Here is a 14,840-nt window from a genome sequence, read left to right on the forward strand (position 1 = left end):
GCCATGGATGGCGCGTGGCGGCGGCCACCCAAATCACTGGCGGATTGCGGGCACACCGAGCCTAAGCGAGGTGCCGAGTGGTGGGGCAAGAGCCCTTTTGGTTACTTTTGGGGCTCTTTTCCAAAAGTGACCCGCTGTCAGAGCGGAACCCTAAGTAGCCGTTACCGCAGGAATGGATATGTACACGGTTCAACTGTGTTGACTGTTAGGCCGCCATCGCAGGCAAGCCAGCTCCCACAGTAATCCGTGCCTGGTCAGACAACTCGGTCTACTGTGGCTGGCTTTTCATAAAGTGGGAGGGCGGGACAGAAACACATCCGCCAGCAGTTGATTACGCGGCAGTCCCGCCAGGAACAAGCGTTTGGAAAAGGCCTCGACGCTGGCCGGGTGCCCGCAGAGCAAGGCCAGGGTTTGGCGGGAAACCAGTCGCAGTTTTGCCAATGCCGGCTGCAACTGCGCTGTAGTCCATAGCTCCACGGTCAGGTTCCCATGCTGCGCGGCAAGCGCCGCCAGAGGTTCGGCCAGATAATGAGCCTCGGCCTCATGGGCCAGGTGAATCACGCGAATCTCGCCTTGATGATCCTGGCGCAGTGCCTCGCGCAACACGCCCCACAAGGGGCCCAGGCCGGTACCGGAAGCCAGCAGCCACAATGGCCGAGATTGCCAGTCAGGATCATAGTGCAGCACTCCACCCCGCAGTTCGCCCAGGCGCAGAGGCTCACCGACCTTGAACTGTCGCGCCGCATCGCTGAATGCACCAGGCTGGCGGCACTCGATATGAAACTCCAGGTACGGCTCTTCCTGGGGCAAGCTCGCCAGGGAATAAGGGCGCGCCACCTGCCCCGCCCACAGCACCAGATGCTGCCCGGCGCTGTACCGCAGGGCACGTTCCGGTTGCAGGCGCAGGCGCAGTACCGTCGAACTCAGCCAATCGGCGCCCACCACCTGGGCGGGCAGGCCATCGCGCTGGGGGTCAAACGCTTCGACCTTCAGGTTTGCACTGACCCGGCACTGGCACGCCAGGCGCCAACCTTGCTGGCGCTGCGTCGGGCTCAGGGCATCGGGCTGCTGGTCGTCAACCTCACCCTCGCAACGCACCAGGCACGCATGACAACTGCCGGCCCGGCAACTGAAGGGCACGGCCACGCCGGCCTGATTCAAGGCATCCAGCAGGTTGCTGCCGGAGGTGACCGACCAGTGGCGTTCGCCGACGTACAGTTCAGGCATAACGCCGTTACCTCTCTAGGTAGGAGCGAGCTTGCTCGCGAAGAGCGCCAACGATAACGCGGACAACCAGATGAAACCCACCAGATTCACGTTTTTCGCGAGCAAGCTCGCTCCTACAGATAACCGGGCCGGGCATTCGTGACCATAGTCGGGTGTATCGGCCACCGTGCCGGGTTATACTGCCGCGCCTTTTTAGCGTCGCGCCTGCACCATTCTGGCGTGCCTTGGAAAGATGGCGTCAGCCGACCGATGCAACACTGACGCCATCTTTATTGAATGTTCCCTTATAGAGGAGCGCGACTCATGACCGTGATCAAGCAAGACGACCTGATTCAGAGCGTTGCCGACGCCCTGCAATTCATTTCCTACTACCACCCCGTTGACTTCATCCAAGCCATGCACGAAGCCTACCTGCGCGAAGAATCGCCGGCAGCCCGTGACTCCATCGCCCAGATATTGATCAACTCGCGCATGTGTGCCACCGGCCATCGGCCGATCTGCCAGGACACCGGTATCGTCACCGTGTTCGTGCGCGTGGGTATGGACGTGCGTTGGGACGGCGCCACCATGGGCCTGGACGACATGATCAACGAAGGCGTGCGTCGCGCCTACAACCTGCCGGAAAACGTCCTGCGCGCCTCGATCCTCGCCGACCCGGCTGGCGCCCGCAAGAACACCAAGGACAACACCCCAGCGGTCATCCACTACTCCATCGTCCCGGGTAACACCGTGGAAGTGGACGTGGCGGCCAAGGGTGGCGGTTCCGAGAACAAGTCGAAAATGGCCATGCTCAACCCGTCCGACTCGATCGTCGACTGGGTGCTCAAGACCGTTCCGACCATGGGCGCCGGCTGGTGCCCACCGGGCATGCTCGGCATCGGCATCGGCGGCACCGCCGAGAAAGCCGCGGTAATGGCCAAGGAAGTGTTGATGGAGTCCATCGACATCCACGAGCTGAAAAAGCGCGGCCCGCAGAACCGTATCGAAGAAATGCGCCTGGAGCTGTTCGAGAAGGTCAACCAGTTGGGCATCGGCGCCCAGGGCCTGGGTGGCCTGACCACCGTGCTCGACGTGAAGATCATGGACTACCCGACCCACGCCGCTTCCCTGCCGGTGTGCATGATCCCCAACTGCGCCGCCACCCGTCACGCGCACTTCGTGCTCGACGGCTCGGGCCCGGCGTCGCTGGAAGCGCCACCGTTGGACGCCTACCCGGAAATCGTCTGGGAAGCCGGCCCATCGGCCCGTCGCGTCAACCTCGACACCCTGACCCCGGAAGAAGTGCAGAGCTGGAAGCCGGGCGAAACCGTACTGCTCAACGGCAAGATGCTCACCGGTCGCGACGCGGCGCACAAGCGCATGGTCGAGATGCTGAACAAGGGCGAAACCTTGCCGGTGGACCTCAAGGGCCGCTTTATCTACTACGTCGGCCCGGTTGATCCGGTGCGCGAAGAAGTGGTTGGCCCAGCAGGCCCGACCACCGCGACGCGGATGGACAAGTTCACCCGCCAGATCCTCGAGCAAACCGGCCTGTTGGGCATGATCGGCAAATCCGAACGCGGCCCGACCGCCATCGAAGCGATCAAGGACCACAAGGCCGTGTACCTGATGGCCGTGGGCGGCGCCGCTTACCTGGTGGCCCAAGCCATCAAGAAGTCGCGCGTGGTTGCCTTCGCCGAACTGGGCATGGAAGCCATCTACGAGTTCGACGTCAAAGACATGCCGGTCACCGTTGCCGTGGACAGCAAAGGTGAGTCCGTCCACATCACCGGTCCTGCCATCTGGCAGAAAAAGATCAGTGACAGCCTGGCGGTAGAAGTGCAGTAAGCACTTTCTCCACAAGCATAAAGGCGACTGCGGCCCCATGGCCCAGTCGCCTTTTTTATGCCCTACCCACGATGCGAAGCGAGCCGCTCTTGATCTTGATCTGCTTGTGATCTTGATCTCAGGCGCCCCGTTAAACCACGCTGGCCGGAATTCGACAGGGATTTGGGGGGTAAACCGGCAGGGATGCCGGTTTAGCCGCCCCGCGCCATGGATGGCGCGTGGCGGCGCCCCCCCAAATCACTGGCGGATTACGGGCACACCGAGCCCCAGCGAGGTGCCGAGTGGTGGGGCAAGAGCGTTTTGCTTACTTTTGCGCTTTTCAAAAGTGAGCCGCCGTCAGGGCGGAACCCTAAGCGGCCGTTACCGCAGCAATGGATATACACACAATCCAACTGTGTCGCCTGCCAGGCCGCCTTCGCGAGCAAGCCCGCACACATTGCGATCGTGGGGTGTCAGGTAGATAGATGTCGGCTGGCAGGCCGTCATCGCAGGCAAGCCAGCTCCCACAGTTGGATCGCGGGGTGTCAGGTAGATAGCCGTCGGCTGGCAGGCCGTCATCGCAGGCAAGCCAGCTCCCACACAAGCTCCTTGGCCACAAGATATGTGCCGCCCATGCTATGGTGCTCGCCCCTTACCGTGCCTGTTCATCATCGTATGATCGTGATCCCTCGCCCCCTGCGCCTGACCTTCTACTCCCTGTTGATCATCGCCGGTGCGGTGCTGGCCGCCGCCTTGGCCACGCGCCATGCCGAACGCCAGGCCCTGGTGGACGACGCCGCCCGTGCCAATCAGCAGCTCGCGCTGTACGCCAACTCGCTGCACACCCTGATCGAACGCTACCGTGCCCTGCCTGCCGTGCTGGCGCTGGACTCGGAAATGATCAGCGCCTTGAAGGGCCCACTGGACGCCGCCACGCAAGACCGGCTCAACCGCAAGCTGGAGCGTATCAACGGCGCCGCGCAGTCTTCGACCCTGGAATTGATGGACCGCACCGGCCTGGCCGTGGCCGCCAGCAACTGGAACCTGCCCAGCAGTTATGTCGGCCACAATTACGCGTTCAGGCCGTATTTCAGCCAGACCCTGAGCCAGGGCACCGGGCGCTTTTATGCGGTGGGCGTTACCACGGGTATTCCGGGCTACTTTCTTTCCAGTGCGGTCGTGGATGAGCACGAGCAGTTCCTCGGCGCCATGGTGGTCAAGCTGGAGTTCCCCGAGCTGGAGCGCGAATGGGCCCAGGGCAATGACCTGCTGTTGGTCAGCGATGCGCGGGGCATCGTGTTTATCGCCAACCAGCCGGGCTGGCGTTATCGCAACCTGCGGCCGTTGTCCGAAAATGACCTGGCCGAACTCAAGGCCACCCGCCAATACGACAAGAAACAACTGCAGCCACTGGACACCCAGCCCCTGCAACGCTTTGACGAAAACAGCCACTTGATCCGCGTCAACGGCCCCGACGGCAACGCCAATTACATCTGGGAGTCGCTGCCGCTCAAGCGCGAAGGCTGGACTCTGCACCTGTTGCGCAAACCCCAGTTTGCCTTTGAAGACCAACGCAACGCGGGCCTTGCCGCTGCGGGTTCGTGGCTGGCACTGGTGTTTCTCGTGCTGTTCCTCAGCCAACGCTGGCGCCTGGCCCGCTTGCGCCAGCGCAGCCGAGAAGAGCTGGAGCAATTGGTCGAAGAACGCACCCAGGCGTTGCGCACCGCCCAGGATGGCCTGGTGCAGTCGGCCAAGCTGGCGGCATTGGGGCAGATGTCGGCCGCCCTCGCCCATGAAATCAACCAACCACTGACCGCCCAGCGCATGCAACTGGCGACGCTGCGGCTGCTGCTCGACCATGGTCGCGTGGACGATGCCTACAAGGCCCTCACACCGCTGGATGACATGCTCACGCGCATGGCCGCGCTCACCGGCCACCTCAAGACGTTCGCCCGCAAGAGCCCCAGTGGCCTGCGCGAAAAGCTGGACCTGGCGACGGTGGTCGACCAATCCCTGCACCTGCTCGATGCGCGCCTGCGTGACGAAGCCATCGGTGTGGTGCTGGACCTCACCCGCCCGGCCTGGGTACGCGGCGACGCGATCCGCCTCGAACAGGTGCTGATCAACCTGTTGCGCAACGCCCTCGATGCCATGGCCGACAAACCGCGCAAGCGCCTGGAAATCCGCCTGCACGCCGATCAGCAGCTGTGGCAGTTGAGCGTCTGCGACAGCGGCGGCGGGATTGCCGAAGAACATTTGAGCAGCGTGTTCGACCCGTTTTTCACCACCAAACCGGTGGGCGACGGGCTCGGCTTGGGGCTGGCGGTGTCCTACGCTATCGTGCATGAACTGGGCGGCCGCCTGAGTGCCGCCAACCGTGGCGATGGCGCGATCTTCACCTTGACCCTGCCTATCGCCCTGGAGACGCCAGACCTATGTTGAACGCGGTGATTGTGGTCGATGACGAAGCCAGTATTCGCACGGCCGTCGAGCAATGGCTGAGCCTGTCGGGGTTTGACGTGCAGTTGTTCAGCCGCGCCGAAGAGTGCCTGGCGCAACTGCCCAAGGACTTTGCCGGGGTGATACTGAGTGACGTGCGCATGCCGGGGCTCAGCGGCCTTGAGCTGTTGGCCGAGGTGCAGCGCCGCGATGCCGATTTGCCAGTGATTTTGCTCACCGGCCATGGCGACGTGCCAATGGCCGTCGAAGCCATGCGCGACGGGGCCTACGACTTCCTGGAAAAACCCTTCAGCCCCGACGCCTTGCTCAACAGCCTGCGCCGGGCGCTGGACAAGCGCGGGCTGATCCTGGAAAACCGCCGCCTGCATCAACAGGCCGATCATCGCGCGCAGTTGGAGTCCAGCCTGCTGGGCGTGTCCAAGGGACTGCAAAGTTTGCGCCGCCAAGTGCTGGACCTGGCGAGTTTACCGGTCAATGTGCTGATTCGTGGCGAGACCGGCAGCGGCAAAGAGCTGGTCGCCCGCTGCCTGCACGACTTCGGCCCACGCGCCAAAAAGCCCTTCGTGGCCCTCAATTGCGCGGCGATCCCCGAGCAGTTGTTCGAAGCCGAGCTGTTCGGGCATGAAAGCGGCGCCTTCACCGGCGCCCAGGGCAAACGTATCGGCAAGCTGGAATATGCCCACGGCGGCACCTTGTTTCTGGATGAAATCGAAAGCATGCCCCTGGCCCAACAGGTGAAATTGCTGCGTGTGTTGCAAGAGCAGAAGCTGGAGCGGCTGGGCTCCAACCAGAGTATCCAGGTGGACCTGCGCATCATCGCCGCCACCAAGCCCGACCTGCTGGAAGAGGCCCGTGCCGGGCGCTTTCGCCAAGACCTGGCCTATCGGCTCAACGTCGCCCAACTGCGCCTGCCGCCATTGCGCGAACGTCGCGAAGATATTCCACTGTTGTACGAGCATTTTGCGCAAAGCGCCGCCGAACGTTTGGGCCGCCAGGTCGAGCCCTTGAGTGGGCCACAGCTGGGGCGCCTGCTCAGCCATGACTGGCCGGGCAATGTGCGCGAACTGGCCAACGTCGCCGAGCGCCAGGTGTTGGGGCTGGACGAGCCGGAACCGCAAGGGATCGAAGCCGGGCAGTCGTTGGCAGCGCAGCAGGAGGCGTTCGAGGCCCACTGCCTGAAGGCCGCGTTGACGCGTCACAAGGGGGATATCAAGGCGGTGCTGGCCGAACTGCAACTGCCGCGTCGTACCTTCAATGAGAAGATGCAGCGGCATGGGTTGGTGAGGGAGATGTTTCTCTGATCCCGCTTCTGATCGTTCCCACGCTCCGCGTGGAAACGCAGCCTAAGACGCTCTGCGTCGCTTTTTAAAGGCGCGACGCGGAGCGTCACCACAGGCGTTACCACGCAGAGCGTGGGAACGATCACTGCAGTCATAAGCGGATTTCCGCTCATCACCCCAAAATCATCAGCGACTTTCCGCTCAAAAAAATCCCGCAACCCTTCTATTCCGGGCCTTCCTCTACCTGGCACAGCTCCTGCTATAGCCCCAACAGGCTGCGCACGCGCCGCTCCATAAAAACAACTAGATGAAGGATCCTTCAATGGATAACTCCAACACCGTGCCTCTGGGATCGACGGCCGCAAAAGCGCAGGAGCGCACCACCTCCAGCCGCATCAAGTCGATTTTCAGCGGATCAGTCGGCAACATGGTCGAATGGTACGACTGGTACGTCTACGCCGCCTTCTCGCTGTATTTTGCCAAAGCCTTCTTCCCCAAAGGCGACACCACTGCCCAACTGCTCAACACCGCCGCGATCTTCGCCGTGGGCTTCCTGATGCGCCCGATCGGTGGCTGGCTGATGGGCCTGTACGCCGACAAAGTCGGGCGTAAAAAAGCCTTGATGGCCTCGGTGTACCTGATGTGCTTCGGCTCGCTGCTGATTGCCCTGAGCCCCGGCTATGAGGTCATTGGTATCGGTGCGCCGATCCTGCTGGTGTTTGCCCGCCTGCTGCAGGGCCTGTCGGTCGGCGGCGAATACGGTACCTCTGCCACTTACCTCAGTGAGATGGCCACCAAGGAACGTCGCGGTTTCTACTCCAGCTTCCAGTACGTGACCCTGATCTCCGGCCAGCTCATCGCGCTGGCGGTGCTGATTGTGCTGCAACAGGTGCTCACCACCGAGCAGTTGTACGCCTGGGGCTGGCGTATCCCGTTCGCCATCGGTGCCTTGTGTGCCGTGGTCGCGCTGTACCTGCGTCGTGGCATGGAAGAAACCGAGTCGTTCACCAAGAAAGAAAAAGCCAAGGAAAGCGCAATGCGCACCTTGATGCGCCACCCCAAGGAACTGCTGACCGTGGTCGGCCTAACCATGGGCGGCACCCTGGCGTTCTACACCTACACCACCTACATGCAGAAATACCTGGTGAACACCGTCGGCATGAGCATCTCCGACTCCACCACCATCTCGGCGGCGACGCTGTTTCTGTTCATGTGCCTGCAACCGATCATCGGCGGACTGTCGGATAAAATCGGCCGCCGCCCGATCCTGATCGCCTTCGGCGTGCTTGGCACCCTGTTCACCGTGCCGATCCTCACCACCCTGCACACCATCCAAAGCTGGTGGGGCGCGTTCTTCCTGATCATGGCAGCGCTGATCATCGTCAGCGGCTACACCTCGATCAACGCCGTGGTGAAGGCCGAGCTGTTCCCGACCGAAATCCGCGCCCTGGGCGTAGGCCTGCCGTATGCCCTGACCGTGTCGATCTTCGGCGGTACCGCTGAATACATCGCGCTGTGGTTCAAGAGCATCGGTATGGAAACCGGTTACTACTGGTACGTGACCGCGTGTATCGCGGTGTCGCTGATGGTTTACGTGACCATGAAGGACACGCGTAAACACTCGCGGATCACCACCGAATAAAAATGTGGGAGCGGGCTTGCCCGCGATAGCGGAGGATCAGTCAAAGTTGTATCAACTGACCCACCGCAATCGCGGGCAAGCCCGCTCCCACATTTAGTCTTAGGACAACTCTGCGGCCTCACTCCGTCCATAACGCCGCTGTGCATACGACGCGCCCGCAATCATCACCACCAGCACCGCCGCCAACACCGCCGATGAACCGACGGTGCCAAAATCCAGGCCGCCCTTTTCATGGGGTTTGGTCAGGAAGTCCCCCAAGGTCGCGCCAAACGGCCGTGTCAGTACAAACGCCACCCAGAACAACAGCACCGACGAGATGCGGGTGAAGTATTTGAGCGCCACCACCGCGGCGATGGTCGACCCGATCAGCAATGCGCCACCGGCGAAGCCCAACCCCGAATCGTCCGCGAGAAAATCGCCCAATGCGGTGCCCAAGGTGTTGGAAAACAGGATCGCCATCCAGTAAAACAGCTCGCCCCGGAAGGTCTGCACCTTGTTTACGTTCAGCGAGTCACCACTGAGGTGCCACACCGCAAAGATGATCATCAAGATCACGATCAGGATCATCGACCCCGTGGCGTAGCCCAGCCCCAGCGTGCGGTCCATAAAGTCGGACATCGTGGTACCCGCGGTGCTGGTGGACAAAATCACGATCCAGTACAGCACCGGGTTGTAGGTTTTCGACCAGAGTTGCGTCACCAGGGTCACCAGGAACACGCTGATGAGGATCATGGAGCTGATGGCGTAGCCAACGTTCAAGGTCATCGACAGCAAGTCCCCAGCGGTTTCGCCCAAGGTGGTTGCGCAGATTTTCATGACCCAGAACGCCAGGGTGATCTGAGGAAGTTTGTTCATGCAGTAAATGGCTCCAAGGCTCAGTCTTATAGGGGGTATTGACCTTGGGCGCAGACTGAAGGGAAAGCTGTGAAAAATAGGTGGCCTATGTATGAAAAATCCATGGGCACCGTGGAAATTCACTGCCATGAATTGCACTATGACGGTCTCTCAAACCGCGTAGCAGGAACCCCGGCCATGTCCGACGATATCCACTTTTATGAACCCGCCAATGGCCACGGCCTGCCCCATGACCCGTTCAATGCCATCGTCGGCCCACGCCCGATTGGCTGGATCTCCTCCCACGACCGCGAAGGTCGCCTGAACCTGGCGCCCTACAGCTTCTTCAACGCCTTTAACTACATTCCTCCGATCATTGGGTTTTCCAGTGTCGGGCGCAAAGACAGCCTGAACAATATCGAACAGACCGGCGAATTCGTCTGGAACCTGGCCACCCGCCCGCTGGCCGAGCAGATGAACCAGAGCTGCGCGCCGGTATCGCCCGAGGTGAATGAATTCGAACTCTCCGGGCTGACGCCAGTGGCTTCGAAAATCGTCGGCGTACCACGGGTGGGCGAGAGCCCGGTGTCGTTCGAGTGCAAGGTGACGCAGATCATCCAACTGCAACGTGCCGACCAACAGTTGGTGCCAAGCTGGCTGGTGCTGGGCGAGGTGGTTGCGGTGCACATCGCCAAGTGGTTGCTCAAGGATGGGATCTACGACACCGCTGCCGCCGAGCCGATTTTGCGTGGGGGTGGCCCGGCGGATTATTTCCAGCTGGGGCCGGAAGCACTGTTCAAGATGTACAGACCTCAATAGCCCCTGTAGGAGCGAGCTTGCTCGCGAAGATCGCTAACGATAACGCGGGGCACCAGGCTGAACGCGGTGCTCTTGAGTTTTTCGCGAGCAAGCTCGCTCCTACAGTGCGGCGGGAGCCCAGGCCAGTTGGCCTTCTGCATCCACATCGACCAGATGCTCAAGTTGCAGCGTCGCCGCATCATCGGCATCCGAAGCCGTCTTGAACGTCTGCCCATCAAGGATCTTGTGAAACCTGGGTGCGCCCATGCCATCCAGTGCCTTGACGGCGACGGCGGCGCTGTAGCCACCTTCGCCCGGTACTACGGCGGAAACGGCTTCGTGGTGGGCAAATTGTTTACGTGCCATGTTGCAGGTCCTGGCCAATGGAAAGTCGGCCATTCTAACCGTTAACCGGCCAGTTGCAGGTACTCGCCGTAGGCCTGTACGGCCGATGCGTCGGTAAAGGTCTGGAAGTCCATGCTGCGCACGACCATGTCGTTCAGCAGCTCAGTGAAGATCATCAGGGCCGGAGAGCTGAAGTAGGCGCTCATGGCTTGCTCGCTGCTCCAGAACCCGGACACCAGCCACACATCGGGGTCGACCTGGGAGTGCTGCAACGAGAATTGCAGGCAACCCTGGGCCTGGCGACCCGGTTCAATCAAACTGCTCAAGCGTGCACCGAGTTCGGTGCTGCACCCGCTACGGGCACGGATAAAGGCCATATGGCTCGCGGGAATGGGGGTGGACATATTCGACTCTCCCGTTGAGAAGTGATGCTCGGCAAGCACAATGAGGGCGTGTTGCCACAGGATCAAAGATAACGGCGCGGGGGTGGGCGCGGTTAGTCAATTCCTGCAGGCTTATTGCACAATCCTGCGAGAAGCGTAGGGAGGACGTTCGGCCTCAGGATTTATTCCAGGCCCAGGCCCCATGTTTCAGGCAGATGACAGGCTGCGCACTTGCCTGATTCACGCTATCTCGCAGGATCAGGCAAGGATGCTGCAGAATCGACGTAACACTATTTGAAAAGCCGCCGCTAAGCTGAGCCCATCAAAGCCGCGTGTAGAGGACGCCCCATGCCGTCGCCCGAATCCAAGCCCGTTCCCCTCGATGCCGAGATGGAGAAACAACGCGCCGAGCTGGCCAGTATCGTGCACCGCCATACCTGGGAGGACGGTTCCTACGGCACGGCGATCACCTCGCTGTACCTGAACCGCCACAATGCGCCACGGGACTTCATGCCGGTGTTGGTGGAACCTGCGCTGTGCATCCTCGCCAGTGGCAGCAAGGAAGTGCGCCTGGCCGACGAGATCTTTGCCTACGACCCGCTCAACTACCTGGTGTTCTCGGTGGCGATGCCGGTGGCCGGCCGCATCATCGACGCCACCGCCGAGGACCCGAACCTCTCGGTGCGCATCAACATCGACCCGGCGCAGCTCACCGCGCTGATCGCAGAGGCCGGGCCGATGGGCGTGCCCTCACGCCCGACCTCGCGAGGCATGTACGTCGACCGCATCGATCACGCACTGCTCGATGCGGTGCTGCGTCTGACCCGCTTGCTGGACACGCCTAAAGACATCGCGATGCTCGCGCCCTTGATCAACCGTGAAATTCTCTACCGTTTGCTGCGTGGCCCGCAGGGTTATCGCCTGTATGAAATTGCTGTGGCTAACAGCCAGAGCCATCGGGTGAGCCAGGCGATCACTTGGTTGAACGGTAACTACGAACAGCCGCTGCGTATCGACGACCTGGCCAAGGAAGTGAACCTGAGCGTCTCGACCTTGCACCACCGATTCAAAGCGATCACCGCCATGAGCCCGCTGCAATACCAGAAGCAACTGCGCTTGCAGGAAGCCCGGCGGCTGATGATCGCCGAAGGGCTGGAGGCTTCGGCGGCGGGGTATCGGGTGGGGTATGAAAGCCCGTCGCAGTTCAGCCGGGAGTACAGCCGGTTGTTCGGTGCGCCGCCGCTGCGCGACCTGGCCCGGCTGCGTCAAAGCATCTGATGCACGCGTAGCAAAATGTGGGAGCTGGCTTGCCTGCGATGGCGGTGTGTCAGTCACTATTGTATTAACTGACCCACCGTCATCGCAGCATAGGTATCTACACAACTTTGTGGGTTGTAACAGCAGACAGTAACCACGATGCGAAGCGAGCCGCTCTTGCTCTTGATCTGCTTTTGATCTTGATCTTAGGCGCCCCGTTAAACCACGCTGGCCGGAATTCGACAGGGATTTGGGGGGTAAACCGGCAGGGATGCCGGTTTAGCCGCCCCGCGCCATGGATGGCGCGTGGCGGCGGCCCCCCAAATCACTGGCGGATTACGGGCACACCGAGCCTAAGCGAGGTGCCGAGTGGTGGGGCAAGAGCGTTTTGCTTACTTTTGCGCTTTTCAAAAGTGAGCCGCCGTCAGGGCGGAACCCTAAGTGGCCGTTACCTAAATAACGGATATGTACCCGGTCCAGCTGTGTTGACTGTTAGGCCGCCTTCGCAGGCAAGCCAGCTCCCACAGTAGTCCTGCGTATATTCAGTCTAATCCGCGGGGAAGTTGCAAGGTGACGCGCAGGCCGCCTTCGCGCAGGTTCTGCAAACTCACTTCGCCCCCATGGCTGTGGGCAATGTTGCGCGCAATCCCCAACCCCAACCCGTAACCCTGCTGCTGGCCGGCCAGGCGAAAGTGCGGTTCAAACACTTGCTCCAGTCGCTGCTGCGGCACGCCTGGGCCTTCATCATCCACGTGCAGGATGAACTGCACGCCATCGTCCTCGATATGCAAATGCGCGTTCTGCCCGTACTTGAGCGCGTTGTCGATCAGGTTGCCGATGCAGCGCTTGAGCGCCAGCGGTTTGCCTGGGTAGGCTGACAGCGCCGCGCCATCGAGGGTCACTCGGCCATTGCCATGGGGTGCCAGGTACGGCTCCACCAGGCATTCGAGGACGTGGTTGAGGTCCACCGGCTGGATGTTTTCGTGGATGTCGGTGTCTTTCACGCATTGCAGTGCGCCTTTGACCAGCAACTCCAGCTCATCCAGGTCACGGCCGAATTTGTTTTGCAGGTTCTCATCTTCCAGCAATTCCACGCGCAGGCGCAGGCGGGTGATGGGTGTGCGCAGGTCATGGGAAATCGCGCTGAACAACTGGCTGCGCTCGGTAAGGTAACGGCTAATGCGTTCACGCATGGCATTGAACGCACGGCCCACTTCCACCACTTCACTGCCGCCGCCTTCCGCCACAGGCTCCACATCGGCGCCCAGGGACATGTCCCGCGCCGCTCGCGCCAGGCGCTTGAGCGGCCGGCTTTGCCAGTGCACCAGCAGGCCGATGAACAGCAGCAGAAAACCGCTGGTGAGCACGATAAACCACACCTGCTGGGACGGCAGGCCTTGTTCTTCCAGGCTGGTGTAGGGCTCGGGCAACAGCGAGGCGATGTACAGCCATTCGCCGGGCGCCAGTTGAATCTGGGTGACCAGCACCGGCGGGTTCACCGGCTCCAGGGTCAGCGCGTAATGGGCCCAGGAGCGTGGCAGTTCGTCGAGCTTCAGGCCGGCATTGAAGATGCGCAGGTCTTCGGCGCTGACGAACTCTACCGAGATGTGCACGTCGGCACCCAGGGTCTGGCGCAGCACTTCATCCACCGCCACCAGTACCGCTTGCTTGCGCGGGGTTTCGGGCAGTATTTGCATGTCCAGCGGGCGATCGTTGAGGGTCACCACAAAACGCGTGCCACCCATGCTGCGCAATTGGTCCAGCACCAACGGGCGATAGGCCACCGGCAGCGACCGGAAGTAACTCACGCTGGCGGTCATTGAATGCGCGAGGCTGCGGGCGCTGGTGACCAGGCCCTCAAGCTGGGTGGCGCGCAATTGCGACACCCAGATCACGCTGGACAGCGCCTGGGCGAACAGCACCGCCAGCAAGGTCAGCAGCAACATGCGCCCCAGCAGCGAGCGGGGTACCGGCAAGCGGCGACGGCGTTCGTTCAGCGGTTCAGTGGGCATTGCCGGCAACCACGCTGGCTGCCAGTTGATAGCCGCTGCCACGCACGGTGCGGATCAGCCGCGGAGGTTTCTCGGTGTCGCGCAGGCGCTGGCGCAGGCGGCTGACGGCCATGTCGACGATCCGGTCCAAGGGCATCAGGTCGCGGCCACGGGTGGCGTTGCCGATGGTGTCGCGGTCGAGGATCTGCTGCGGGTGGTCGAGAAACAACTTGAGCAAGGCAAAGTCGGCGCCGGAGAGGATCACCTCTTCACCGTCCACATGAAACAAGCGGTGGCTGATCATATCCAGGCGCCATTCATCGAACACCCACACATCGCCGCCACTGCTGCGCTCCTGGCCAAACTGGCAGCGGCGCAGCAGTGCCTTGATGCGCGCCTGCAACTCGCGGGGGCTGAACGGCTTGCCGATATAGTCATCGGCGCCCAGCTCCAGGCCGATCACGCGGTCGGCTTCGTCGGAACTGGCGGTGAGCATGATGATCGGCACCTGCGCCTGGCGCGGGTGCTGGCGGATCCAGCGGCACAGGCTGAAGCCGTCTTCGTCTGGCAACATCACATCGAGGATGACCAGGTCGCACGGTGCCTCGTTCATGGCCTGGCGGAACCCCGCGCCGTCGGACACGCCACGGACCTGGAAGCCGGCGCGACTGAGGTAGGTTTGCAGCAATTCGCGGATTTCCTGGTCGTCGTCGACGAGGAGAATGGATTTACTGATTACGCTCACGGGGGCCTCCTTGTTGTTATGGCCTGGCTTAAATCATCGGGTGCCCTTTAGGCCGCCATCGCAGGCAAGCCA

General features: G+C 61.7%; 12 protein-coding genes. 6 read left to right on the forward strand and 6 right to left on the reverse strand.

The genetic code is table 11. From position 1 onward, the window contains the following. Nucleotides 1-285 precede the first annotated feature (285 nt). The gene (locus ACWHXD_RS25025) at nucleotides 286-1,227 is read right to left on the reverse strand and encodes an iron-sulfur-binding ferredoxin reductase (protein ID WP_138762266.1); all 942 of its coding nucleotides are present in this window, start codon (nucleotides 1,225-1,227) and stop codon (nucleotides 286-288) included. A gap of 303 nt (nucleotides 1,228-1,530) precedes the next feature. On the opposite strand from ACWHXD_RS25025, the gene ACWHXD_RS25030 reads away from it, so the two are divergent. From ACWHXD_RS25030 to ACWHXD_RS25045, 4 genes are all read left to right on the forward strand, one after another. Continuing rightward, nucleotides 1,531-3,054, forward strand: a complete 1,524-nt coding sequence (locus tag ACWHXD_RS25030) for a fumarate hydratase (protein WP_003193907.1) — start codon at nucleotides 1,531-1,533, stop codon at nucleotides 3,052-3,054. A 654-nt stretch (nucleotides 3,055-3,708) separates the two neighbouring features. Beyond that, nucleotides 3,709-5,475, forward strand: a complete 1,767-nt coding sequence (locus tag ACWHXD_RS25035; protein WP_032895471.1) for a sensor histidine kinase — start codon at nucleotides 3,709-3,711, stop codon at nucleotides 5,473-5,475. Continuing rightward, entirely contained in the window at nucleotides 5,469-6,794 is a 1,326-nt protein-coding gene (locus ACWHXD_RS25040) for a sigma-54-dependent transcriptional regulator (protein ID WP_138762265.1), read from the forward strand. Before ACWHXD_RS25035 ends, ACWHXD_RS25040 begins: the two co-directional genes overlap by 7 nt. A 301-nt stretch (nucleotides 6,795-7,095) precedes the next feature. Next, the gene (locus ACWHXD_RS25045) at nucleotides 7,096-8,415 is read left to right on the forward strand and encodes an MFS transporter (RefSeq protein ID WP_138762264.1); all 1,320 of its coding nucleotides are present in this window, start codon (nucleotides 7,096-7,098) and stop codon (nucleotides 8,413-8,415) included. Nucleotides 8,416-8,514: 99 nt separating this feature from the next. Here ACWHXD_RS25045 and ACWHXD_RS25050 read toward each other — a convergent pair whose 3' ends face one another. Beyond that, complete coding sequence (locus ACWHXD_RS25050) at nucleotides 8,515-9,270, reverse strand: COG4705 family protein (protein ID WP_069559010.1); 756 nt, start codon at nucleotides 9,268-9,270, stop codon at nucleotides 8,515-8,517. Nucleotides 9,271-9,447: 177 nt separating this feature from the next. Here ACWHXD_RS25050 and ACWHXD_RS25055 point away from each other — a divergent pair, with 177 nt between their 5' ends. After that, on the forward strand, nucleotides 9,448-10,068 hold the full coding sequence (locus ACWHXD_RS25055; protein WP_032895466.1) for a flavin reductase family protein: 621 nt from the start codon (nucleotides 9,448-9,450) through the stop codon (nucleotides 10,066-10,068). Nucleotides 10,069-10,167: 99 nt separating this feature from the next. Here the strand turns inward: ACWHXD_RS25055 and ACWHXD_RS25060 are convergent, their stop codons facing one another. Then, nucleotides 10,168-10,413, reverse strand: coding sequence for a hypothetical protein (locus ACWHXD_RS25060; protein ID WP_032895465.1), 246 nt, complete (start codon nucleotides 10,411-10,413; stop codon nucleotides 10,168-10,170). 41 nt (nucleotides 10,414-10,454) lie between these two features. Beyond that, entirely contained in the window at nucleotides 10,455-10,796 is a 342-nt protein-coding gene (locus ACWHXD_RS25065; protein ID WP_032895463.1) for an antibiotic biosynthesis monooxygenase family protein, read from the reverse strand. A 327-nt stretch (nucleotides 10,797-11,123) separates the two neighbouring features. Here ACWHXD_RS25065 and ACWHXD_RS25070 point away from each other — a divergent pair, with 327 nt between their 5' ends. After that, nucleotides 11,124-12,053, forward strand: coding sequence for an AraC family transcriptional regulator (locus tag ACWHXD_RS25070; RefSeq protein ID WP_003193916.1), 930 nt, complete (start codon nucleotides 11,124-11,126; stop codon nucleotides 12,051-12,053). A gap of 521 nt (nucleotides 12,054-12,574) precedes the next feature. On the opposite strand, the gene ACWHXD_RS25075 is transcribed toward ACWHXD_RS25070, so the two are convergent. Together ACWHXD_RS25075 and ACWHXD_RS25080 are read right to left on the reverse strand one after the other, a co-directional pair. Continuing rightward, nucleotides 12,575-14,044: an ATP-binding protein gene (locus ACWHXD_RS25075; RefSeq protein WP_056789187.1), complete on the reverse strand. Its 1,470-nt coding sequence runs from the start codon at nucleotides 14,042-14,044 to the stop codon at nucleotides 12,575-12,577. Beyond that, complete coding sequence (locus ACWHXD_RS25080) at nucleotides 14,034-14,768, reverse strand: response regulator (protein WP_003193918.1); 735 nt, start codon at nucleotides 14,766-14,768, stop codon at nucleotides 14,034-14,036. The genes ACWHXD_RS25075 and ACWHXD_RS25080 overlap by 11 nt, the downstream gene beginning before the upstream one ends. Between the last annotated feature and the right edge of the window lie 72 nt (nucleotides 14,769-14,840).

This window comes from Pseudomonas fjordensis (assembly GCF_976987115.1).